The following is a 22031-nucleotide window of genomic DNA, read 5'->3' on the forward strand; positions in this document are numbered from 1 at the left end:
CATCGCCTTCGATGAATATCGTAAAAATCCCCAACGGCGGACAGATGGCCGAACGCTATATTTGCGTTACATAGAACCAGATCGACCGGACGTGCTGGAGCCGGTTGCGCAGGGAGATACCACGATCATGGCAGATGCAGCCGAAAGCCGAGCAATCAACCTTGAGATCAATGGCAAGTTCAAGCAGTTCGACATCGACAATCCCGAACTGCCGGCCTGGATCGACGAGCATGCGCTGGGTTCAGGCGGTTATCCCTATGACGACAAGATGGACAAGGACAAATACGAGAAACAGCTGGAAAAGCTGCAGATCGAGCTCGTCAAGGTGCAGTTCTGGCTGAAGGCCAGCGGCAAGCGGATGATGGCGCTGTTTGAAGGCCGCGATGCGGCCGGCAAGGGCGGCACGATCTTTTCCATCCGCTCCTATCTCAATCCGCGCTCGGCACGCACTGTGGCGCTTAGCAAGCCGACAGAAACCGAAGCCGGACAATGGTATTTCCAGCGCTATATCGCGCATTTCCCGACCGCCGGCGAAATCGTGCTGTTCGACCGCTCCTGGTATAACCGCGCCGGGGTCGAGCCGGTCATGGGTTTCTGCACACAGAAACAATACGAGGATTTCCTGAAAGCCGTGCCGCGCTTCGAGGATACGATCCACGATGAAGGGATCATCTTCTTCAAGTTCTGGCTGGATATCGGCCGCGAAATGCAGCTGAAGCGCTTTCACGATCGTCGCCATGATCCGTTGAAGATCTGGAAGCTCTCGCCGATGGACATTGCAGCGCTGACCAAGTGGGACGATTACACCAAAAAGCGCGACGCCATGCTGGAGGCGACCCATAAGAAGGAAACGCCGTGGACAGTGGCGCTGTCCAACGACAAGCGGCGCGCTCACCTCAACATCATCCGCCATATGCTCCTGTCCCTGGACTACGACGGCAAGGACAAAGACGCGATCGGCGAGATCGACGACAAGATTCTCGGGTTCGGGCCAAAGTTCCTGAAGTAGCGCGGGGAACCCTCGCGCTACTTCAGAACTTTTTATTGGCCAGGCAGGACGCGTACCGAATAGACCAGAACCGGCCGGTCCGCGCCGTCGATGCCGCTGTTGAGGATCAGGCGTCCAGGCCGGGTGGGCGCCAGCGACCGATCGAAGCTGACCCGGAACAGTGCTTCCAGCTTTTCCTGCGTCGCAGTAAAGCGGTGACGGCTGCATGTGCCAAGGCTGCCGAAATCGCAGCGGACGGAAAGCTGGGTCAGATTGTTGCCGCCCGATTGCAGGGTCAGCGCCACAGTCGAGCTCTTGCCGGCCATGTCGCGCAGCACTTCCACGGGCACGTCGATCGAGATGTCACCCCCCTCACCCGAGGTCGCCGACAGGATACGCACAGCCTGGCCCTCCGACGCAGCGACCGCTTCGACACGAGCTTGCGGCCCCGGCTTCATGGCAGCGACCTTCGACGGCGCGAAGATCTCCCGCCATTCGTCCGAGAAACCGCGACGCGGATCGAAACCGGCGGGGTTTTGTCCTTGCGAGAAAAGACCGCCCGGCTGATCGGCCGCCTTTTCGGCTTCCTCGATGAAGGACTGCACCATGCCGGACTGATAGAACCACCAGCAGCCGGCTGCGACGATGGCAAGCGTAATCATCCACGTGAGAAGATGCGACAGGAAACCACGGCGCTTGCGCGGCTTGGCCGACCGCTCCGGTGGAATATTGAGGCCGGTATCCGTCGCCGCGGCGGCCTTGCCCTTAACCCTTTTCACCTTGACGGGTTTCGGCTGCTTGCCTCCAACCTTGGACTCGCTCCGCTCGAATTCCAAATGCTCGGAGCGATCGACGGCGACATTACCGAGATTGCCGGCATCCTGCACGGCCGACTGGCCTTGCTGGGCGCGCATATCCGGAGCGACTTCGGCGGCAATCGGCTGGGCGACAACAGAAGGAGCGGCGACCGAAGGGTTGGCAGGTGCAGCGGCCGCGACCGGCGGAGCCTGACGCGCGAAGCCCGGCTCGGGCCGCCTATCGCTATCGACGGAAATCTGCGGTTCGCGCTGGGCAGGTTGCGGCCGTGCGGCCTGGCGAGGCGGATCGACAAAAACCGGGGCAGGCTCGGGCTCAGCCGCATAGGCCAGATCGCCGTCCACATCGACTTCGATCGGCTCTGCTGCCGGTGCTGCAAGGCGACGTTGCTCTTCCATCTCGATATCGTGGATCTTGCGATCCAGCAATTCGTGCTGCTGCATGATGATGAGGCGGTCGGAAACGCCCTGCTTGCGAAGACCGGCTTCCAATGCCTGGCGCGCCGACTGGTAGATGCGCGACCTTGTCTCGCGATCCGCCCGATCCGAGCGATCGAGCGCGTTCCTGATAGCCGTTTCCAAACCGCTCACTGCCGGTCCTTTTGCTTCTCGATCCCACAATGCAGGAAATTTACGTTTCGGTAACCGCTCCGGGCCGGAACTGCAAGCACTGCATGACCGGCGAACGATCAGGAAAAATAAGGAAAGGTTATGTCCAAGCCCCAGGACATGTGCCTTCCGGCACGTTCGCCAGGTCCACGTCGGGAGGTTTTCCACCGGCTTTTGACGCAATCTTTTCCGCGGAGGACAGCTTTTCGGTGACGGCGGCTTCTGCTAGACAGACTTACGTTTGCGTAAAGGTAAATCGGGAGGATTTCCGTCTATGCTTCCAGCCGTCCTGAAAGACAGGCTCCGCCTGCCCGTGGTCGCTTCGCCGCTTTTCATTATCTCCCATCCGGAACTGACGCTGGCGCAATGCAAGGCCGGCGTGGTCGGCGCGTTTCCGGCACTCAACGCGAGGCCGGAAGCCCAGCTCGACGAGTGGCTGGCGATGATCACCGAAGAGCTTGCAGCCCACAATGCCGCAAACCCGGAAAAACCTGCTGCACCCTTCGCCGTCAACCAGATCGTCCACACGTCCAACAAGCGGTTGGAACACGACCTGATGATGTGCGTGAAATATAAAGTGCCGATCGTCATCTCGTCGCTCGGCGCCGTGCCGGAGGTGAATGCCGCCGTACATTCCTATGGCGGCATCGTGCTGCATGACGTGATCAACAACCGCCATGCCAATTCGGCGATCCGCAAGGGCGCCGACGGGTTGATCGCGGTTGCGACCGGTGCCGGTGGCCATGCGGGCACGCTCTCCCCGTTCGCGCTGGTGCAGGAAATCCGCCAGTGGTTCGACGGCCCGCTGCTGCTGGCCGGCGCAATCGCCACCGGCGGCGGCATACTCGCCGCCCAGGCGATGGGTGCCGACATGGCCTATATCGGCTCTCCCTTCATCGCCACGCACGAGGCACGTGCCGCCGAAGGCTACAAGCAGATGATCGTCGATTCGAACGCCGCAGACATCGTCTATTCCAACTATTTCACCGGCGTACACGGCAACTACCTGAAGGGCTCGATCACTGCCATGGGCATGGATCCGGACGCGCTTCCGATCGCCGATCTTTCGAAGATGGATTTCGACCAAGCCGTCAGCGGCCCGAAAGCCTGGAAGGAAATCTGGGGCGCCGGCCAGGGCGTCGGCGCTGTAAAATCAGTGACATCCGTCGCCGAACTGGTCGACCGGCTGGATGGCGAATACCGGGATGCGCGGACGCGGCTCGCGCTTTGACACGCACCCAGTATCCCGCGCTCTTTTCAGGAAAAATGACGGAGAAGCAAAAACCCGGCTTGAAATCGGAGTTCATTGCCTGTATCAGCGCCCTCACCTGCAGCCCGGCCTTGCGCCGCGCGTTGCCCGTGCCGCTTTAGCTCAGTTGGTAGAGCACGTCATTCGTAATGACGGGGTCACGTGTTCGAGTCACGTAAGCGGCACCATTTCTCTTTCCCGATACTCAATAGCTTGCAAAGCAGGCCATCATTTCTGCCGGCGGAAGCGCCGCGGCTGTCCGTTTGGCTCGATGCCGAGCTTTCGAGGATCGAAGAACAAGCTGGCGGTTCACAGGATAGCTCATCTTCGCGTCAGCCTGATATCGCTTGGCAAGCTATCGCGGGCTCATCGGGCTTTCCGATACCGCCGCGCCACATAGACCACGCTTCCACTCTTCAGCCCCTTGTAAAGCACTGAGCCCTTGGAGCCGGAAAACTCGCTCATGAAGCGGCGCAGCAGGCGGGATTTGCCGATGCGTTCGCTTTTGCGGGTTTCGGCGGCGTCCAAGGCAGCGATGACGCGAGGGGTGATGTTGCGGTGCTCGACAAGTTCAAGACCGGGAGCGCCGAGCTGGACGTCGAGGCTGTTCAGCTGGCTCTTCGGCCGCATGTCGGCGAAGGTGAACCAGCCGCCGGATTTCAGGACGCGGGAGACCTCGCGGGAAAAGGCCGGCACGTCGCCATAACAGTGCGAGGACTCGATATTGACGATTATGTCGAAGGAGCCGTCGGCGAAAGGCATATTTTCGGCATCACCGTTTTCGAAGGAGAGCACCGGAGTATCGTCATTAAGACGGCGCGCGCGACGGACGGTTTCTGGCGAATAATCCATGCCGGTGACGGCGGCCGGGGCATAATAACGAGCGATATAACGCGATCCGCCGCCGCGGCCGGAGCCGACTTCCAGAACATGCTTGCCTTCCAGTTCCAGACCGGCGACCGCCTGCTGATAGAGACCGATGAAGACGCGTTCCGGCTCGTCCTCAGGCTTCAGCGGAAAAGGCTCGCCCTCCGGCAAATAACCGTAGTTCATGAAACGCCAGTCGGCATCGCTCCAGAACAGGGAGAGGATGTTGTAGACCCGTCGCCAGACCCATTTCTGGGTGCGCGGAAACCTGCCGGGCGTGGCGATGTCGAGAACACTGGAAAACAGGCGGCTGCTCATGGGAGAAATGACCCTCAACCGGCCTGCGGGGGGGCTTCCTGCGCCTTAAGCGCCGAAAACTCCTTGTAGAGCCAGTCGCGCCCCTTGCGGACCAGTTCGTCGTCGTCTTTGTTCAACGGATTGAAGTACGGCATGTAATACTTCATCACCAGCGGCGCGCATTTGCGCCAGTAACCGGGATAGATGAAAACCACCTTGAGGAAACGTAGCCAGAAGGCAGGCCCGGTTTTCAGTCCATCGGCCTTGGCGAAGAGTTTCATATTGCGCAGCGTGATGATGAGGAAGTTGAACGCGACGCCGTTGAAGGCCATGGTGCGGAGCAAATAACGCTTCCAGCCGGAGACGCCCTTGGTCGCCGACTCCAGGACATCGAGCGCCACCGCCTTGTGCTCCAGCTCCTCCAGCGCATGCCACATCCAGAGGCGGCGATAGGCGGGCGCAGCATTGTCCAGGATTTCCGGATGACGCAGCGTCACCGTGGAAAGCGTTGCCGTCAGATGCTCGATGGCGCAGGTCACCGCCAGCCGCAGGACCGGATTCTTGTCGGCGCGCAACACCCGCTTGACCGGCTCTTCCATCCTGTCGACATCGTAGCCGAGTTTGGCGAGGCCGCGATTGTAGTCTTCGTGCTCGCGCGTGTGGAAGGCTTCCTGCACCGCATAACCATTGATCTCGGCGGCAAGCTGCTTGTCGTTCAGCTTGCCCGCATAGTGCTTCAGCGCACGGATAAAGTAACGCTCGCCTTCAGGAAGGAAGATCGAGAGACCGTCGATTAGGACCGTCTTGTGGAAGTCGCCGTCCAGCCAGTGGCGGACAGGATTGGCCAGAATGCCGAAGCGAATGTCGCGCGGGATGATGTCCTCGTCGTCATTGCCGGGGGATGCGCCATCCCATTTCGCGCCGCTGCCGGAAACCGCTGCCATAGTCGTCACCCGATGTTCTGGCCCAAATCTTCTAGGCCGTCTTGTGGGGGCTAATACCCCATCTCAATCAGAGGGGACAATAGCCAATACGGCAGACGCGGGCAACATGAGGGAACAAGTACAGATATCCCAGCCGTGCCGGCTCCCCGACGGGAAAGCCGGCAACGACATCCGAATTCGACGTCGGAAAGGCCTCAAGCCGCGCCGTCGAATTCGCGCCGCATGATCTTGGCGCCTTCCACCATGGCCCGCATCTTGCCGAAAGCGACTTCGCGCGGCAGATATTTCATGCCGCAATCGGGCGCCACGATGATGTTTTTCGCCTCGACATAGGGAAGCGCACGGCGGATGCGGTTGGCGACCAGTTCCGGGGTTTCGATATTCATGTCGGACAGGTCGATGACGCCGAGCATCAGCGTCTTGCCGGAAAGGCCGGTCAGCGTCGAGCAATCGAGGTTCGATTGTGCGGTTTCCAGCGACACCTGATGGCAGGAGCAACCGGAAAGCTGGTTCAGGAACGAATACCCCGTCGGGCGCTCGTGAATGATCGCCGCGTAACCGAAGCAGATGTGAACGGCCGTCGTCCCCGTGACACCGTCCAGCGCCCGGTTCAGCGCGTTGAGGCCATATTGCTCGGCCTTTTGCGGGCGGGCCTGCATATAGGGTTCGTCGATCTGCACAACATCGGCGCCGGCGGCGAAAAGATCCTTGATTTCCGCATTGACCGCGTCGGCATAATCATAGGCCGCCTCTTCCTCGGTCTTGTAGAAATCGTTCTGGGCCTGCTGCGACATGGTGAAGGGGCCGGGAACCGTAATCTTGATCTTGCGGTTCGTGTGGCTGCGCAGGAATTTTACGTCATCCACTTCCACCGCATGCTTGCGACGGATCTTGCCGGTGATGCGCGGCACCGGGTTCGGATGACCAGAACGGTCAAGCGCCGAGCCGGGATTGTCCAGATCGACGCCTTCGAGCGCGGTGGCAAATCGGTTGGAATAGCTCTCGCGGCGGATTTCACCATCGGTGATGATGTCGAGGCCGGCTTCTTCCTGCGCCTTGATCGCCATCAGCGTCGCATCATTCTGGGCTTCGGCCAGATATTCCTGCGGAATGCGCCAGAGTTCGCGGGCGCGGACACGCGGCGGAAAACGGCCGGCAAGTTTTGCACGGTCGATCAGCCATTCGGGCTGCGGATAGCTGCCCACCAAAGTCGTCGGAAATAACATCGTCATCCTCCCATCTGCCAATGTTGAAAGACGTTATACGACGATCAAGCCGTGCCGTGTCAACAAAAACGGCGACATAGTTTTCTTGACGAATTGGAGCATGCGAACGAATATCCGGCCGCTGCCGGTTCATGGCGGGCCAGAAAATTTCCCGAGGAGAATACATGTCGCTCGATCCGCACGTCGTCGAAACCCTGAAAGGCGTCTCGACCGCCACGCTGACCACGGTGCTTTTGAAGAAAGGCCTCCGAAACGTCTGGATGCGCGGCACCAAGCCGATCAAGCCCGGTCAGGGCCGTGTCGTCGGCAAGGCCTTCACGCTACGCTTCGTGCCGGCCCGCGAAGACCTCGCAACGCCCGCAAGCTGGGCATCACCGATCTCGACCCGTGCGGCGATCGAAGCCATGCCGGAAGGTTGCATTGCCGTGGCCGATGCAATGGGCGTCAGCGATGCCGGCATTTTCGGCGACATCCTTTGCGCCCGCATGGTCAAGCGCGGCGTGGCCGGCTTGATCACCGATGGCGTCGTGCGTGACGCGGAAGGCGTGCTCGGCACCGGTATGAATGTCTGGTGCAATGGCGTCGCCGCCCCGCCGTCGGTCGCGGGCCTGACCTTTGTCGGCTGGCAGGAGCCGATCAATTGCGGCGGTGTCGCAGTTTTCCCGGACGATATCGTCGTGGTCGATGAAGACGGCGCCGTGCTGATACCGGCCGCCTTCCTCGACGAGGTTCTGGCCGAAGCGCCTGAGCAGGAGCAGATGGAAGCCTGGATCATGACCGAGGTGGATCGCGGCGTGCCGCTGCCGGGCCTCTACCCGATGAATGCAGAAACCAAGGCCCGTTACCAGGCCTGGAAGGACGGCCAGAAATGACATTCGGCATCAATTCGAAAGGCGTTTACGCCATCGCCACCACGCCGTTTTTCGAAGACGGCTCGATCGATTTCAACTCGATCGACAGACTGACCGATTTCTACGAGGAAAGCGGCTGCACCGGCATCACCATTCTCGGCATCATGGGCGAGGCGCCAAAGATGGAGCCGGACGAAAGCCGGGCGATCGTCAAGCGCGTTGTCTCGCGAGCAAAAGTGCCGATCATCGTCGGCGTCTCAGCACCGGGTTTTGCCGGCATGCGCTCGCTGGCGCGAGAATCGATGGAGATGGGGGCCGCCGGCGTGATGATCGCCCCGCCGCCGGCACTCCGCACCGACGACCAGATCGTCAACTACTTTGCCGGCGCCGTGGAAGCGGTCGGCGAGGATGTGCCCTGGGTGCTGCAGGATTATCCGCTAACGCTGACCGTCGTGATGACGCCGGGCGTCATCGCCAGGATCATCACCAATCATCCGTCCTGCCTGATGCTGAAACATGAGGACTGGCCGGGTCTGGAGAAGATCACCAAGCTGCGTTCGCTGCAGAAATCGGGCGATCTGCGCGACTTCTCGATCCTGTGCGGCAATGGCGGCATGTTCCTCGACTTCGAGCCGGAACGCGGCGCCGACGGCGCGATGACGGGCTACGGTTTCCCGGACATGCTGACGGAACTGGTGCAGCTGTTTGCGGACGGCAAGCGGGATGAGGCGCATGACCTGTTCGACGTACATCTGCCGCTGATCCGGTATGAACAGCAGCTGGGTGTGGGTCTTGCGATCCGCAAGCATGTGCTGAAGCGGCGCGGGGTGATAGCCACCGATGCGCAACGCAAGCCGGCGCAGATGCTGACGCCGACCGCCAAGGCGGAGGTGGATTATCTGCTGGCGAGGATGGCGAGGAAGGATAAGCGCGCGGCGTTTTGAGGTTGGATCGGTTGCGATGTGGGGCGGCTTCAGATCGGCTCAGGCCGAACCCGGAGCCCCCTCACCCGGCCTCCGCTACCGCTCGGCCACCAACCGGGGACGGGTCGCTTGCCCGTTCCGTCCTTCGCCCCCTAAGGGGAGAGGGGAAACGGCAGCGTTGCGGCACTCTCCTTTCTCCCCCCTTGCGGGGGAGATGTCGCCGGCGGCGACAGAGGGGGGTGGTTCAGCGCATTCTACCGTCGGGTTCGTGGCACCACCCCCATCTGTCAGCTCCGCTGACATCTTCCCCGCAAGGGGGGAAGATGGGAGCTTGCGGCACTGCCGAAGCTACAAAACCAACCCCCGCACCCTGTGTGCAATTGCCATCGACGCCGTCAGCCCTGGGCTCTCGATCCCATAGAGCGCCACATAACCCGGATGCCCTGTTACCTCCGGCCCCTGAATGACGAAATCCCCTCCCCCGCCGGCATCAGGACCCGCCACTTTCGGCCGCATCCCTGCGTAAGCCGGCTGCAGCGCTCCGTCCGGCAGATCCGGCCAATACCGACGGATCGCGGCATAAAACTTGTCCGCCCGGCGCGGATCGACGTCGTAGTCGATCGTTTCCACCCATTCGACATCCGGACCGAAGCGCGCCTGGCCGGCGAGGTCGAGCGTCAGATGGACGCCGAGGCCGCCCGGTTCCGGCACGGGGTAGATCAACCGTTCCGCCGGAGCGCGGGAAGCGAGCGAGAAATAGCAGCCCTTGGCATAATGCCGGGCGGGGATGGTGGCGCGGTCTAGGCCCGCAACGGATTCGGAAACCGCCCACGCATTCAACCCTGCAGCATTCACCACCAGCTTCGCTTCGATCTCGACCGGGTCACGCCCACCGACCGAAAGCCGCACCGTGTCATTCAGCAATTCGCCCGACAGAACCGGCGAATTCAGGGCGATTGCGCCACCGCGGCTCTCGATATCGGCGATATAAGCCTCCATCAGGCCATGGCTGTCGATGATGCCCGTCGAGGGAGAAACGAGCGCGGCAAAACCTCTGATCCGCGGTTCCAACCGGGCGAGCTCGACGCCGTCGATCAGACGGCAATCATCGACGCCGTTCGCTTCGGCCTGTTTCAGCAGCTTTTCGAGATAGGCGACTTCCGCCTCGTTCGACGCCACGACCAGCTTGCCGCAGCGCCTGTGCGGAATGTGCCGCTCGCGGCAATAGTCATAAAGCTTGTGCTTGCCGGCGACACAGAGCTCTGCCTTCAGGCTGCCGGTTGGGTAGTAGAGACCCGCATGGATGACCTCGCTGTTGCGGGACGAGGTGATGCTGCCGGTCATCGCTTCGCCTTCGAGCAACACGACCTCGCGGCCCGCCATCGCCAGTTCGCGCGCGATCGCCAGTCCCACCACGCCGCCGCCGATCACGACGCAATCGAGCTGCAGCACTTCCGTCATTCCATTCCCCGCGTTTTTGCCTTCCGGATCGCAGGCGGGATGATATACGAGAAAACCATGGCGGCCAGCACTTCGGCCGGGACGGATTCGGTTTGGGAGGAATTTGAATCATGCAGGAATTTTCGCGATGAAGGTGGTGCTTCTCGACCGCGACACGATCGGCCCCTCGGTGACGATCACAAAGCCGGCCTTTGCGCATGAATGGGTGGAATACGGCAAGACGCCGGCGGAAGAGGTCGCCGCGCGCATCGCCGATGCCGATATCGTCATCACCAACAAGGCGCCGGTGCGCGAAGCCTCAATATCAGATGCACCGAAGCTGAAGATGATTACGGTGGCCGCCACCGGCTATGACGTGATTGATCTCGCCTTCGCCAAAGAGCGCGGTATCACCGTGTCCAACGTACGCGGTTATGCGGTCAACACCGTACCGGAACACACATTTGCGCTGATCTTCGCGCTGCGTCGTTCCATCGTCGGCTTCCGTCAGGATGTCATCGGCGGCGAATGGCAGCGGGCCAACCAGTTCTGCTTCTTCAACCATCCGATCAAGGATCTCGCCGGTTCGACGCTCGGCATTTTCGGCCGCGGCACGCTCGGCAAGTCGGTAGCGAAGATCGCCGAAGCCTTCGGCATGAAGGTGATCTTTGCGGCCCGCAAGGGCGCTGACAAGGTCGAGCCCGGCTACACGTCCTTCGACGAGGTTCTGGAAACCTCCGACATCATCACCTTCCACATGCCGCTAACGCCGGCGACGCGCGACATGATCAGCTTGGCTGAATTCCAGAAGATGAAGCGGCATCCGCTGATCATCAACACGGCACGTGGCGGTCTGGTGAACGAGGCCGATCTCGTAACGGCGCTCGACGAAGGCCTGATCGGCGGCGCCGGTTTCGACGTGCTGACCAAGGAACCGCCGGCACCGGATAACCCGCTGCTGACCATTCTGGAACGGCCAAACGTCATCGTCACGCCGCATGTGGCCTGGGCCAGCGACGAGGCGATGCAGACGCTCTGGGCGCAGGTCATCAGCCATGTCGAGAATTTCCAGAAGGGCGCACCCACCAACGTGCTCTGACCGCCGATCCGGGGATTTCCGATGACCGTCCTGCGCCGCAGACTGTCCGAATGCAGCCTGGAAGATGCCGCCGCCGGTTTTACCGAGGGCTTTTCCGGCTATGTCATGCCGATGAACGTGACGCCGCACTCGATCGAGCTTCGAATCGAGCGTGACCATGTCGATCTCGACGAAAGCCTCGTCTTTTTCGACGGCGATAAGCCGGCCGGCATCCTGATGATCAACCGGCGCGGTGCAACGACCCGCATCGGCGCCATCGGCGTCGGCCCGACGATACGCGGCCAGGGTTTCGGACGAAGCGTCATGCTGGAGACGATCGAAAAGGCCCGGGCACGCGGCGATGAAAAGCTGATCCTCGAAGTGATCAACTCCAATATCCGGGCACGCGATCTCTATCTGTCGCTCGGATTCGAGATCAGCAAGAAGCTGGTCGGTTTCGGCCGCAGTCGCAAGCGGCCTGTGCCGTATGTGGCGCCTCCGCCCGAATGCGATCTGGCCGAAGCGGCAAGAATGGCCCGGGTTTTCTCCGACACCGGCCTATCCTGGCAGACCGATCCGCGAAGCTTTGAGCGCGTCGGCCCGACGCTCAAGGGTTTTGCGATCGATGGCAAGGCCGTCGCCATCCTTGACGATACCGGCAAGGGCGTGCGCCTTTTCAGCCTTGCCGTCGATCCGGCCCATCGCCGCAAGGGGCTGGGCCGTGCGATGGCGGATGGTCTTGCGGCGCGGTACCCCGGGCAGAAGCTGTTCTTTGTCGCAAACGTGCCGGCGGGATTGCTTGATCGTTTCATGCGGCGCCTCGACTGGCGCAAGGAAAAGATCACGCAATCGGAAATGGTTTTCACTTTTCGATAAAATATCGCAGTGCCCCTAGTATTGATGGCGCAGCTTGACTTCAGACCGGCCATTTTTCTGCTTGAAAAACAACGACCGGCACAGTCGATGCCATGCAAAATCGGGAATGATTAAAATCTAAATTAGTGGCTTAGCGAAAGATTTAGGGTTCTCGGCAAGGATGCGGATAGTCGTTCCGCGCATGTCTTCGGTCTGCCCAAAGACCGCATGAAGCGCGGACAAGCTTTTTATAGAGGACGGTTCGATGACTGAACGTTTCGAAAGCACTGTGCGCGAGTTTATTGCAGAAAACTTCCTGTTTCGCGCCGATGTCGAGGTCTCCAACAGCCAGTCGCTCTTGGAAACCGGTGTGATGGATTCCACCGGCGTGCTTGAGCTGATCGCGTTTCTCGAACAGACCTACGGCATTACCGTTGCCGATAACGAGATCATCCCGGAAAATCTCGACAGCATCGACAACATGACGCGCTATCTCGCTTCCAAGGTTCCCATGGCCGCCTGATCAGGCGAGAGGAGCCGGACCGATGCGCCTCGAAGCAAGGCTGAGCGAAGCTGTTTTACGGTTCGGTCCGAAGACCGCGCTGGTCGCCGGCGATATGCGGCTGACCTATGCCGAGCTCGATGCATCGGCGACCCGGCTGGCTTCCTCGCTTGCCCGCGCCGGCGTGGTTGCCGGCGACCGGGTGCTGATGGTGCTCGACAACGGCCATGAGGCGGTGATCGGCTTTTTCGGCACCTGGAAACTCGGCGCCACCGCTTGTCCCGTTCATCCGTCCATCAAGTCAGATAAACTTGCGGGCATCATGAGCAGTATCGAAGCTGCGGTGATCATCACGCATCCGCGGATGCGCACCACCGTCGAGGCGGCGCTTGCGACTGCCAGGCTGAAGCCGCTGCTGGTCGTCATCCAGGCTGGCGACGATCTGGGCACTGCCCTTCGTTTCGAGGACCTGATTGCCGCACAGGCCGACGAATTGCCGCCCGCGCCGCTGGACGAAGAAGGTCTGGCGCTGGTCATCCACACATCCGGTTCCACCGGGCGCCCCAAGGGCGTGATGCTGACCCATGCGAATGTGACCGCTGCCTGCGAGGCGATCGTTTCCTATCTCGGCAATACGCCCGATGACACCGTGCTCAGCGTCCTGCCGCTGTCCTTCGGTTACGGCATCACCCAGGTCGTCACCATGGTGATGGCCGGCGGCACGCTGGTGCTGGAAAAAAGCTTTGCTTTCCCGCGCAAGATCATCGAGCGGCTAGCCGAGGAGAAGGCGACGGGCTTCCCGCTCGTCCCGCCGATGGCGGCACTGATCACCGGCATGAAGGATCTGGCGCCGGGTTTTCTGCCGTCGCTGCGTTATATTACCAGCGCGGCCGCGGCCCTCCCGCCTGCCTTTACCGAGCGGCTGCAGCATCTGCTGCCGGATACGCAGCTTTTCATCATGTACGGCCAGACCGAATGCATCCGCGCCACTTACCTTTCGCCGGAAGAAGCGATGCGCCGTCCGCTTTCCGCTGGCCACGCCATTCCCGGCACGCGGGCTTTCGTGGTCGATGACAATGGCGAACCCGTTCCGCCCGGCGTGATCGGCGAACTCGTCATCGAAGGCCCGCATGTGATGCGCGGCTACTGGGACGACCAGCTTTCGACAGCACGGACACTGTCACCGGCGCTTGGGCCTCGCCGCCTCAATACCGGCGACCTGTTCCGCGCCGATGAGGACGGTTTCCTCTATTTCATTAGCCGGCGCGACGACATCATCAAGACGCGCGGCGAGAAGGTTAGTCCGCAGGAAGTCGAGCGGGCGATCTACGCGCTGCCCGGCATCAAGGAAGCAGCGGTCGGCGGGGTCGAAGACGCCGTCTTCGGCCAGGTCGTGCGGGCCTATGTGGTGCTGGAAGAGGGCGTGACGCTCACCGAGCGTGAGATCATCCGCCACTGCGCCGGGCTGCTGGAAGACTACATGGTGCCGAAGGGCGTGGAGTTCATGACGGCGCTGCCGCGTACGGTGACGGGCAAAATCCGCCTTGGCGCGGAACAGCAGGCCGAACAGGCTCCGATCGAACAAAAGAACGAAGTGATACAAGGAAACGTAGCATGATCCAGACTGCGCAGCGCCTTCCCCTAACCGAGCGGTTTTCCGCCGAAACGCTGAAGCTCGATGCGCAGGCCGAGATCGAGCGCATCTGCGACTGGATCCGCCAAGTGGTGGCTAAGGACCTGCGCAAACGCGGTGCGGTGCTCGGACTGTCCGGCGGCATCGATTCCAGCGTCACGGCGGCGCTTGCGGCGCGCGCGCTCGGCCAGGGCAAGGTCACCGGCATCTTCATGCCGGAGCACGATTCCGACCCGGAAAGCCTGCGGCTCGGCAAGGCGCTGGCGGAAGCCGTGGTCGTCGAGACGGTGCTGGAGGATATCGGCCCGTCGCTTGCCGCAGCCGGCTGCTATACGCGTCGTGACGGCTTCATCCGTCAGGTTGTGCCGGAATTCGGTGAGGGCTGGGGTTGCAAGGTGGTGCTGGAAGATGCGCTGACCGGCCGCGGCTACAACATCTCCTGGCTGGTCGTCGCCAATCCGGCCGGAGAACAGAGCCGCCACCGCATGCCGCTCGATGTCTACCTCGGCATGATCGCCGCCGCCAACATGAAGCAGCGCACCCGCAAGCAGATCGAATATTACCATGCCGACCGGCTGAATTTCGCCGTTGCCGGCACGCCGAACAGGCTGGAATACGACCAGGGCTTTTTCGTCAAGAATGGCGACGGTGCAGCCGATTTCAAGCCGATTGCGCATCTCTACAAGAGCCAGGTCTACCAGCTGGCTGAAGCGCTCGGCGTGCCCGCCGAGATTCGCAGCCGCCCGCCGACCACCGATACGTGGTCGCTGCCGCAGGGCCAGGACGAGTATTATTTCTCGCTGCCCTATGGCCGGATGGATCTATGCCTTTACGGACTGGATAACGGGATTGCTCGGGAAGAGGTCGCGGAAGCGGTTTCGCTGACGCCGGATCAGGTCGATGCCGTGTGGCGCAATATCGCCTCGAAGCGAAAGGTGGCGGACTATCTGCATGCGCAGCCGCTGACGATGCTGAGATGAGCCGCTGATCCCAGACATTTATTCGGAAATCTCACCCTTCAGGTCAGAACCGGCCTGAAGGGTTTTGCATTTCAATCGAAACGATCCCCGATCAGCCGCATCCAGCCCTCGCCGGCAATGCCGCTGACCAGCGCCTGACCTGAGCGTATCGGCTCCAGTAGGCTCTTGTCACGCGCAGCCGCGACATAAAACGAGCGGCTGTGGAAGAAGCTGCGCCGTGTCATCAGCGCGGGGATGAGCCATGGATGAGCTGCGCCGCGGAGCGCTGCCGTTCCCATCTCGTAGGCATGGGCGAAAAGATCATCAACGAGATCGCCGGTCAGGGCGGGTGTCGACAGCGCCTGCAGAACCCAGCCGATACCGCCGGGGTTGGTGAAATAGGCGTAAGCCGCAAGTGGGCGATTATCGGCGGAATAACCCACCCGCCATTCCGGATAACCGAAATTGCGCTTCTGTTCGGCCTGTTCGATAAACCAGCGAATGCTTGCTTCGTCCCAACGAGGCCGAAGTGGGTATAGGTCTTTCAGAGAAAGAAGCGCATTGCCGAAAACATCCGGCGTGACGTCTTTGAATTTGATCTTGCTGTTCTCTCCGGAGCTGAACGGCACTTTTCGACCGAAATACATCAGACGATCGGCAACCCGGCCGAAGGGGCGGAGAATGCGCGCGGCGCCGACGCGTCGCTCGGCCAACTGGACCGCGGTCGAAGCCGGCCGCAACACGCGCAACCAATTCAGGCTGTAAGCCGGATCGAGCGGATTGCCGGACTTCTGCAAAAGGTTCATCGCCGTCTGGTTGGCGGTCTCCGTCAGGGAAATATCCTGCGGGCCGTTCAGGAAGGCACGTACCAGCCGCGCGCCGGCCAGCGGATTTTCCTTCGGGTTTTCCACCATCAGCGAACTGGCAAAGGCTGCCCTGAGCGGGCGGCCTTCAAGTTCCAGCCGGGAGGAAAATATGCCGACAAAACCGGTGATCGCGCCATTTGCTTCGACGAAGACCTTGGATCGGATATCCGGCTCGTTCCAAGGATGATCGAAGAATACATCCGCCAGATGCGCCATTAGCGCCGGAGACTGGGTTTTCGAGCCGCGAAAGGTTTTCTGGAAAAGCCGCGCCACGGCTTCGATATCATTCCGCTCGAAATCGCGGACCGTTGCCGCTTCGGTTTTGCCCGTCCCAATTTTGCCTGTCATGGGCAATCTCCTGCTGTTGAGCTGGAACTTGCATGAGGAGAATTAAAATAAACGAAAAGGCCCCGCGAAATGCGGGGCCTTGAATGGGATTTTCCGGCTGTAGACGTTACATCCAATACGGCGGAACGCCGTAATAATCGTAGATCGTCCGGCCCTTGTCGTTATACCAGGTATCGTCGTCGAGATCCTTGTAGCGCGGGGCGCCGGTGATCTGGTCCTTGGTCAGGTCGATGCGGTAGCCGTCGAGCTGTTCGTCATAGTGGAGCTTTTCCCACGGCAGCGGATAATAGTCGTCGCCGATGCCAAAAAAGCCACCGAAGCTCAAGACCGCATAACCGACGCGGCCGCCGCGCTTTTCGAGAAGCACGCGAGCGATGGAGCCAATATGCTTGCCGTCTGCGCCATAGACCTTGGTGCCTTCCACCTTGTCGCTGGCGATCAGCGACGGGGTGTCCTTGACGTAAGGGTTCTGGCCAGCTCGTGTTTCCTGATGCAGCATGATGCACCTCCATGTTTTTCTTGATTTATTGTCACAGCAGGAGAACGTGTGCCCGCAGCGGAGGTTCCGAGAATTCCGCTTTAGCCGAGCCTTTGTCGGCAATCACACAACATTGACGTTTACGTCAAAGTTATTTAGCTGTCACATCATGCCTCTGGCTTGAAGCCATCACGTCGTGGCATAATCTGTTTCTCGCGGCAAAGTGGAGGACTTTGCCGCTGGCGCGCTTGGGAAGGCGTGAGATAACAAGAAGAACGAACGAGGAGGTCAGCATGAACGAAGTCACCGCCCGCACCGAGGCCCATCCCGGCAGGACATGGCTCGCCTCTTATCCGCCCACCGTGCCGGCGGAGATCCCGCCGCTGAAGCACAGGTCGCTCGGCGAGCTCTTCGAGGAAAGCTGCGCGCTTTATGCCGACCGGCCGGCTTTCTCCAGCATGGGCAAATCGCTGACCTTCCGGCAGCTCGAAGCCGAAAGCCGCAAGATTGCCGCCTGGCTGCAGGCGCAGGGCCTCGTCAAGGGTGACCGCGTTGCGGTCATGCTGCCAAACATCCTGCAGAACCCCGTCATTGTTTACGGCATCCTGCGCATCGGCCTCGTGGTGGTGAACGTCAACCCGCTCTATACGCCCCGCGAACTGCAGCATCAGCTGAAGGATGCCGGCGCCAAAGCGCTGTTCACGCTGGAGAATTTTGCCCATACGGTGCAGCAGGCACTGCCGAACACAGACGTCAAGCATGTGGTCGTCGCGACCATGGGCGACATGCTCGGCCTCAAGGGTCATATCGTCAATCTCGTCGTGCGCCGGGTGAAGAAGCTGGTGCCGGAATGGTCTTTGCCTTCGGCAAAAAGCTTTAAGCAGGTTCTGGCCGAGGGCGCGGCCAAGGCCATGAAACCCGTCGAGGTTTCCGGCCCGGACATCGCCTTCCTGCAATATACCGGCGGCACGACCGGCGTTTCCAAGGGAGCGATCCTGACCCACGCCAACCTGCTGGCCAACAAGGAGCAGATGGGCTTCTGGCTGGATACGGCTTTCCTGAACAAGCCGCGCCCGGAGCAGATCCAGTTCCTGTGCGCGCTGCCGCTCTACCACATCTTCGCGCTGACGGTGAATTCGCTGATGGGCATCGCCACCGGCGGCCACAATATCCTGATCGCCAACCCGCGCGACATCCCGGCCTTCGTCAAGGAGCTGCAGAAGTACAAGATCCACGTCTTCCCGGGCCTCAATACGCTGTTCAACGCGCTGATGAACAATGCCGAGTTCCAGAAACTCGACCAGTCTTCGCTCATCCTCGTCTTCGGCGGTGGCATGGCGGTGCAGCGGCCGGTGGCGGAACGCTGGATGAAGATGACCGGCTGCCCGATCACCGAGGGTTACGGCCTGTCGGAAACCTCGCCCGTCGCCACGGCCAACCGGCTCGACAAGACGGACTTTACCGGCATGATCGGCTTGCCGATCTCGTCGACCGAAATCTCGATCCGCGACGATGACGGCCAGGAGGTCGAGCTCGGCCTTGTCGGTGAAATCTGCATTCGCGGCCCGCAGGTCATGGCCGGTTACTGGAACCGCCCGGACGAGACCGCCAAGGTGATGACGGCGGACAATTATTTCCGTACCGGCGACATGGGCTATATGGACGACCGCGGTTACACCAAGATCGTCGACCGCAAGAAGGACATGATCCTCGTCTCCGGCTTCAACGTCTATCCAAACGAGGTGGAAGAAGTGGCGGCCATGCATCCGGGCGTCCTGGAATGCGCGGCGATCGGCGTTTCGGACGAACATTCCGGCGAGGCGGTGAAGCTCTATGTGGTCAAGAAGGACCCGAACCTGACGGAAGCGGACCTGAAGGCCCATTGCGCCGCCAATCTCACCAATTACAAACGGCCGCGTTTCATTGAGTTCCGCAGCGAATTGCCGAAGTCGAATGTCGGGAAAATCCTGCGGCGTGAACTGCGTGGATAGTTCCAGCGTTGCAAGCGAGCGACAGGCGGTAACCAAGCGTGCCACCATTCGTCGAAAACCTCGGCGCGGTGATGGACCTCGCGGCGATCCTTGATTAGCCATTCCTACGGGGATGGGCCGGGCAGGATTTGTTGGAGTTCGCTTGGAAAACCGCGCCGGATTTTCGTCACGTCTGATAACCGCGCTTGTCGTGGCCGTGCTGCTTGCCGGTTGCGCCGGCAGGCCAGAAGGTGTGCTCATTCCGACTGCAACCCAGGCTGCCGGCGCCTCGAAGGTCGATGTGCTGGTCGCCACGACACGGCGGCCGAGCGACACACCTGGCGTGCTGTTTTCCGGCGAGCGAGGCAAGGAACCGCAGGTTACCGAGATTGCCGTTTCCATTCCGCCGGACAAAACCCGCGAAGTCGGTCAGGTGCAATGGCCGTCGAAATTGCCGGCCAATCCGGCCAAGGAATTCGCGACCGTTTCCGTCACACCGCTGAAGCCGGAAAGCGCCCGCAGTTGGCTCGCCGCCAACCTGCCGAAAAGCCGGCGCGTCATGGTCTTCGTCCACGGGTTCAACAATCGCTACGAGGATGCGGTCTATAGGTTTGCGCAGATCGTCCATGATTCCGGCACGGATGTCGCGCCGGTCCTGTTCACCTGGCCGTCGCGCGGCAGCATCTTTGCCTATAACTACGACAAGGAAAGTACCAACTATTCCCGCGATGCGCTGGAAATGATGTTGCGGCGGCTGGCCACGGCCCCGAATGTCGGCGAGATCACCGTCATGGCGCATTCCATGGGAAGCTGGCTGACGGTCGAGGCGCTGCGGCAGATGGCGATCCGCGACGGGCGTGTGGCGCCGAAGATCACCAATGTCATTCTTGCCTCGCCGGATCTCGATGTCGATGTCTTTGGCCGGCAGCTTGCGGAGCTCGGGGCCAAGAAGCCGCATTTCACTTTATTCGTTTCGCAGGACGACCGGGCGCTCAGCCTGTCGCGCCGCATTTCCGGCAATATCGACAGGCTCGGCCAAGTGGACCCGACCATCGAGCCCTACCGAACCGAATTCGAAAAGGCCGGCATCGTGGTGCTCGATCTCACCAAACTCAAGGGTGGCGACAGCCTGAACCATGGCAAGTTCGCCGAAAGCCCGGAAGTGGTGAAACTGATCGGCAACCGACTGATAGCGGGTCAGGCGGTAACCGATAGCGATGTGGGTCTGGGCGAACGGCTCGGCGCCGTCGCACTCGGCACGGCCCAGACCGTCGGCAGTGCGGCAAGCGTCGCCGTCAGCACGCCGATCGCTATCTTCGACCCCAATACACGGCGTAACTATAACGACCAGGTCGACCGGTTCGGCAATTCGATCGGCAATACGGTCCAATCGGCCACCGGGCAATAAACGCATTGTCCTCAAGGGCCGTGCTTGATTTGACATGGAAAGGGAATAGGTTCCCGTCGATCCCATTTGACGCATCGAGGAATCATCCATGCAGGCCATCGTCCAAGAGCTGAAAGCTGCCGCCGCCAAGACCAATGCCACGGATATCCGTGCGGCCTTTGCCGCCGATCCGCAGCGTTTCGAAAAGTTCAGCGTAAACACCGACGATCTGCTGATGGACTATTCGAAAACGGCCGTGAACGACGAGGTTCTGGCTCTGCTCGAGAAGCTCGCCGAAGCCGGTGGCGTCGCTGCCAAGCGGGAGGAAATGTTCTCCGGCGTTGCGATCAACTTCACCGAAGGTCGCGCCGTCCTGCACACCGCGCTTCGCAACCGCACCAACACGCCGGTGCTGGTTGACGGCAAGGATGTGATGCCGGACGTCAATGCCGTGCTGGCCGCCATGGGCAAGTTTGCCGACGGTATCCGTTCCGGCGCACTGAAGGGCGCGACCGGCGAAAAGATCACCGACGTCGTCAATATCGGCATCGGCGGGTCCGACCTCGGCCCGGTCATGGCAACGCTGGCACTTGCACCATTTCATGACGGCCCGCGCACGCATTTTGTTTCCAATGTCGATGGCGCCCATATCGCCGACACGCTGAAGCTGCTCAATGCCGAGACGACGCTGTTCATCATCGCGTCGAAGACCTTCACAACGATCGAAACGATGACAAACGCGGCCTCCGCCCGCAAGTTCATCGCCGACAAGCTGGGCGACGCGGCCGTCAAGCACCATTTCTGCGCCGTTTCCACCGCGCTCGACAAGGTCGCCGCCTTCGGCATCGAGGAAGAGCGTGTGTTCGGTTTCTGGGACTGGGTCGGCGGCCGTTATTCGATCTGGTCGGCAATCGGCCTGCCGCTGATGCTCGCCGTCGGACCTGAAAATTTCGGGCATTTCCTCGACGGCGCTCATGCGATGGACAACCATTTCCGCACTGCGCCAGTGCGTCAGAACCTGCCGATGCTGCTCGGCCTGATCGGCTTCTATCATCGCAATGTCTTAGGCTACCCGACCCGCGCCATCCTGCCCTATGACCAGCGACTTCTGCGCTTCCCGGCCTATCTGCAGCAGCTCGACATGGAATCGAACGGCAAGGGCGTGACGATCGACGGCACGCCGGTCGAAGGCAATTCCGGCCCGGTCGTCTGGGGTGAGCCCGGCACCAATGGCCAGCATGCCTTCTACCAGCTCATCCACCAGGGCACGAGCATCATCCCGGCCGAGTTCATGATCGCCGCCAACGGGTTCGAACCGGAACTGCGCCACCAGCACGACCTCCTGATCGCCAACGTTCTGGCCCAGTCGGAAGCGCTGATGAAGGGCCGTAGCTTCGAGGAAGCCAAGAAGCAGCTGACCGACAAGGGCATGGACGACAAGAAGGCCGATTTCATCGCGCCGCACCGCGTCTTCACCGGCAACCGCCCGTCGATCACCTTCATCCATGACAAGCTGACGCCGTTTGCTTTCGGTCGCCTCGTGGCGCTTTACGAACATCGCGTCTTTGTCGAAGGCGTGCTGTTCCGCATCAACTCCTTCGACCAGTGGGGTGTCGAGCTCGGCAAGGAACTGGCGACCGGCCTGCTTCCCGTCGTCGAAGGCAAGGAAAGCGCTGCCGGCCACGATAGCTCGACGCAGGGCCTCGTGAAGGCGCTGCTCTCCGCGAAGAAGTAAGCCGGAGCAAA

19 protein-coding genes and 1 tRNA gene are annotated in these 22031 nt (G+C 61.0%); 13 read left to right on the plus strand and 7 right to left on the minus strand.

Going from position 1 to position 22031, the window contains the following annotated elements:
- The first annotated feature begins 127 nt into the window (after positions 1-127).
- A complete protein-coding gene (gene ppk2, locus KX729_RS17570) occupies positions 128-1009 on the plus strand; it encodes a polyphosphate kinase 2 (RefSeq protein ID WP_219743791.1) in 882 nt (293 codons plus the stop codon).
- A gap of 32 nt (positions 1010-1041) precedes the next feature.
- Here ppk2 and KX729_RS17575 read toward each other — a convergent pair whose 3' ends face one another.
- Positions 1042-2394 (minus strand): hypothetical protein, encoded by a 1353-nt coding sequence (locus KX729_RS17575; RefSeq protein ID WP_219743792.1) that lies wholly within the window; start codon positions 2392-2394, stop codon positions 1042-1044.
- Between the two features lie 292 nt (positions 2395-2686).
- Between KX729_RS17575 and KX729_RS17580 the strand changes: the two genes are divergently transcribed.
- Together KX729_RS17580 and KX729_RS17585 are read left to right on the plus strand one after the other, a co-directional pair.
- Entirely contained in the window at positions 2687-3643 is a 957-nt protein-coding gene (locus KX729_RS17580) for an NAD(P)H-dependent flavin oxidoreductase (RefSeq protein WP_219743793.1), read from the plus strand.
- A 130-nt stretch (positions 3644-3773) separates the two neighbouring features.
- A tRNA-Thr gene (locus KX729_RS17585) sits at positions 3774-3849 on the plus strand.
- A gap of 178 nt (positions 3850-4027) precedes the next feature.
- Here KX729_RS17585 and KX729_RS17590 read toward each other — a convergent pair.
- The 3 genes from KX729_RS17590 to KX729_RS17600 form a co-directional block, all read right to left on the minus strand.
- Positions 4028-4846 carry a class I SAM-dependent methyltransferase gene (locus KX729_RS17590; protein WP_219743794.1) on the minus strand — a complete coding sequence of 273 codons (819 nt, stop codon included), beginning with the start codon at positions 4844-4846 and terminating at the stop codon, positions 4028-4030.
- A 14-nt stretch (positions 4847-4860) separates the two neighbouring features.
- Positions 4861-5769, minus strand: coding sequence for a metal-dependent hydrolase (locus KX729_RS17595; RefSeq protein ID WP_219743795.1), 909 nt, complete (start codon positions 5767-5769; stop codon positions 4861-4863).
- 194 nt (positions 5770-5963) lie between these two features.
- Positions 5964-6995: a uroporphyrinogen decarboxylase family protein gene (locus tag KX729_RS17600; RefSeq protein ID WP_219743796.1), complete on the minus strand. Its 1032-nt coding sequence runs from the start codon at positions 6993-6995 to the stop codon at positions 5964-5966.
- A gap of 164 nt (positions 6996-7159) precedes the next feature.
- Between KX729_RS17600 and KX729_RS17605 the strand changes: the two genes are divergently transcribed.
- The gene (locus KX729_RS17605; protein WP_219743797.1) at positions 7160-7867 is read left to right on the plus strand and encodes a ribonuclease activity regulator RraA; all 708 of its coding nucleotides are present in this window, start codon (positions 7160-7162) and stop codon (positions 7865-7867) included.
- On the plus strand, positions 7864-8790 hold the full coding sequence (locus tag KX729_RS17610) for a dihydrodipicolinate synthase family protein (protein ID WP_219743798.1): 927 nt from the start codon (positions 7864-7866) through the stop codon (positions 8788-8790). The genes KX729_RS17605 and KX729_RS17610 overlap by 4 nt, the downstream gene beginning before the upstream one ends.
- Before the next feature lie 327 nt (positions 8791-9117).
- Here KX729_RS17610 and KX729_RS17615 read toward each other — a convergent pair whose 3' ends face one another.
- Positions 9118-10230, minus strand: a complete 1113-nt coding sequence (locus KX729_RS17615) for an NAD(P)/FAD-dependent oxidoreductase (RefSeq protein WP_219743799.1) — start codon at positions 10228-10230, stop codon at positions 9118-9120.
- A 127-nt stretch (positions 10231-10357) separates the two neighbouring features.
- Here KX729_RS17615 and KX729_RS17620 point away from each other — a divergent pair, with 127 nt between their 5' ends.
- The 5 genes from KX729_RS17620 (at position 10358) to nadE (ending at position 15257) form a co-directional block, all read left to right on the plus strand.
- Positions 10358-11308 carry a D-2-hydroxyacid dehydrogenase gene (locus KX729_RS17620; protein ID WP_219743800.1) on the plus strand — a complete coding sequence of 317 codons (951 nt, stop codon included), beginning with the start codon at positions 10358-10360 and terminating at the stop codon, positions 11306-11308.
- 21 nt (positions 11309-11329) lie between these two features.
- Positions 11330-12163, plus strand: coding sequence for a GNAT family N-acetyltransferase (locus KX729_RS17625; protein ID WP_219743801.1), 834 nt, complete (start codon positions 11330-11332; stop codon positions 12161-12163).
- A 244-nt stretch (positions 12164-12407) separates the two neighbouring features.
- Positions 12408-12665 carry an acyl carrier protein gene (locus tag KX729_RS17630; protein ID WP_219743802.1) on the plus strand — a complete coding sequence of 86 codons (258 nt, stop codon included), beginning with the start codon at positions 12408-12410 and terminating at the stop codon, positions 12663-12665.
- Positions 12666-12687: 22 nt separating this feature from the next.
- Positions 12688-14262 (plus strand): class I adenylate-forming enzyme family protein, encoded by a 1575-nt coding sequence (locus KX729_RS17635; protein ID WP_219743803.1) that lies wholly within the window; start codon positions 12688-12690, stop codon positions 14260-14262.
- Complete coding sequence (gene nadE, locus KX729_RS17640; protein WP_219743804.1) at positions 14259-15257, plus strand: NAD(+) synthase; 999 nt, start codon at positions 14259-14261, stop codon at positions 15255-15257. The genes KX729_RS17635 and nadE overlap by 4 nt, the downstream gene beginning before the upstream one ends.
- 71 nt (positions 15258-15328) lie before the next feature.
- On the opposite strand, the gene KX729_RS17645 is transcribed toward nadE, so the two are convergent.
- Together KX729_RS17645 and KX729_RS17650 are read right to left on the minus strand one after the other, a co-directional pair.
- On the minus strand, positions 15329-16450 hold the full coding sequence (locus KX729_RS17645; protein WP_219743805.1) for a hypothetical protein: 1122 nt from the start codon (positions 16448-16450) through the stop codon (positions 15329-15331).
- Between the two features lie 106 nt (positions 16451-16556).
- Positions 16557-16949 carry a PRC-barrel domain-containing protein gene (locus KX729_RS17650; RefSeq protein ID WP_219743806.1) on the minus strand — a complete coding sequence of 131 codons (393 nt, stop codon included), beginning with the start codon at positions 16947-16949 and terminating at the stop codon, positions 16557-16559.
- Positions 16950-17221: 272 nt separating this feature from the next.
- On the opposite strand from KX729_RS17650, the gene KX729_RS17655 reads away from it, so the two are divergent.
- From KX729_RS17655 to pgi, 3 genes are all read left to right on the plus strand, one after another.
- On the plus strand, positions 17222-18919 hold the full coding sequence (locus tag KX729_RS17655; RefSeq protein WP_219743807.1) for a long-chain fatty acid--CoA ligase: 1698 nt from the start codon (positions 17222-17224) through the stop codon (positions 18917-18919).
- Positions 18920-19061: 142 nt separating this feature from the next.
- Positions 19062-20306 (plus strand): alpha/beta hydrolase, encoded by a 1245-nt coding sequence (locus KX729_RS17660; RefSeq protein ID WP_246617681.1) that lies wholly within the window; start codon positions 19062-19064, stop codon positions 20304-20306.
- 88 nt (positions 20307-20394) lie between these two features.
- The gene (gene pgi, locus KX729_RS17665) at positions 20395-22020 is read left to right on the plus strand and encodes a glucose-6-phosphate isomerase (RefSeq protein WP_219743809.1); all 1626 of its coding nucleotides are present in this window, start codon (positions 20395-20397) and stop codon (positions 22018-22020) included.
- Positions 22021-22031: the final 11 nt, after the last annotated feature.

The organism is Neorhizobium populisoli, assembly GCF_019430945.1.
GTDB classification, from domain to species: Bacteria; Pseudomonadota; Alphaproteobacteria; order Rhizobiales; family Rhizobiaceae; genus Neorhizobium; species Neorhizobium populisoli.

Excerpts from the sequence above, each read along its gene's own strand:
- pgi (WP_219743809.1), top strand. The coding sequence starts at position 20,395 with ATGCAGGCCATCGTCCAAGAGCTGAAAGCTGCCGCCGCCAAGACCAAT.
- KX729_RS17605 (WP_219743797.1), top strand. The coding sequence starts at position 7,160 with ATGTCGCTCGATCCGCACGTCGTCGAAACCCTGAAAGGCGTCTCGACC.
- KX729_RS17610 (WP_219743798.1), top strand. The coding sequence starts at position 7,864 with ATGACATTCGGCATCAATTCGAAAGGCGTTTACGCCATCGCCACCACG.
- KX729_RS17615 (WP_219743799.1), bottom strand. The coding sequence starts at position 10,230 with ATGACGGAAGTGCTGCAGCTCGATTGCGTCGTGATCGGCGGCGGCGTG.
- KX729_RS17630 (WP_219743802.1), top strand. The coding sequence starts at position 12,408 with ATGACTGAACGTTTCGAAAGCACTGTGCGCGAGTTTATTGCAGAAAAC.
- KX729_RS17645 (WP_219743805.1), bottom strand. The coding sequence starts at position 16,450 with ATGACAGGCAAAATTGGGACGGGCAAAACCGAAGCGGCAACGGTCCGC.
- KX729_RS17655 (WP_219743807.1), top strand. The coding sequence starts at position 17,222 with ATGAACGAAGTCACCGCCCGCACCGAGGCCCATCCCGGCAGGACATGG.
- KX729_RS17625 (WP_219743801.1), top strand. The coding sequence starts at position 11,330 with ATGACCGTCCTGCGCCGCAGACTGTCCGAATGCAGCCTGGAAGATGCC.
- KX729_RS17635 (WP_219743803.1), top strand. The coding sequence starts at position 12,688 with ATGCGCCTCGAAGCAAGGCTGAGCGAAGCTGTTTTACGGTTCGGTCCG.
- KX729_RS17580 (WP_219743793.1), top strand. The coding sequence starts at position 2,687 with ATGCTTCCAGCCGTCCTGAAAGACAGGCTCCGCCTGCCCGTGGTCGCT.
- nadE (WP_219743804.1), top strand. The coding sequence starts at position 14,259 with ATGATCCAGACTGCGCAGCGCCTTCCCCTAACCGAGCGGTTTTCCGCC.
- ppk2 (WP_219743791.1), top strand. The coding sequence starts at position 128 with ATGGCAGATGCAGCCGAAAGCCGAGCAATCAACCTTGAGATCAATGGC.
- KX729_RS17590 (WP_219743794.1), bottom strand. The coding sequence starts at position 4,846 with ATGAGCAGCCGCCTGTTTTCCAGTGTTCTCGACATCGCCACGCCCGGC.
- KX729_RS17650 (WP_219743806.1), bottom strand. The coding sequence starts at position 16,949 with ATGCTGCATCAGGAAACACGAGCTGGCCAGAACCCTTACGTCAAGGAC.
- KX729_RS17600 (WP_219743796.1), bottom strand. The coding sequence starts at position 6,995 with ATGTTATTTCCGACGACTTTGGTGGGCAGCTATCCGCAGCCCGAATGG.
- KX729_RS17620 (WP_219743800.1), top strand. The coding sequence starts at position 10,358 with ATGAAGGTGGTGCTTCTCGACCGCGACACGATCGGCCCCTCGGTGACG.
- KX729_RS17595 (WP_219743795.1), bottom strand. The coding sequence starts at position 5,769 with ATGGCAGCGGTTTCCGGCAGCGGCGCGAAATGGGATGGCGCATCCCCC.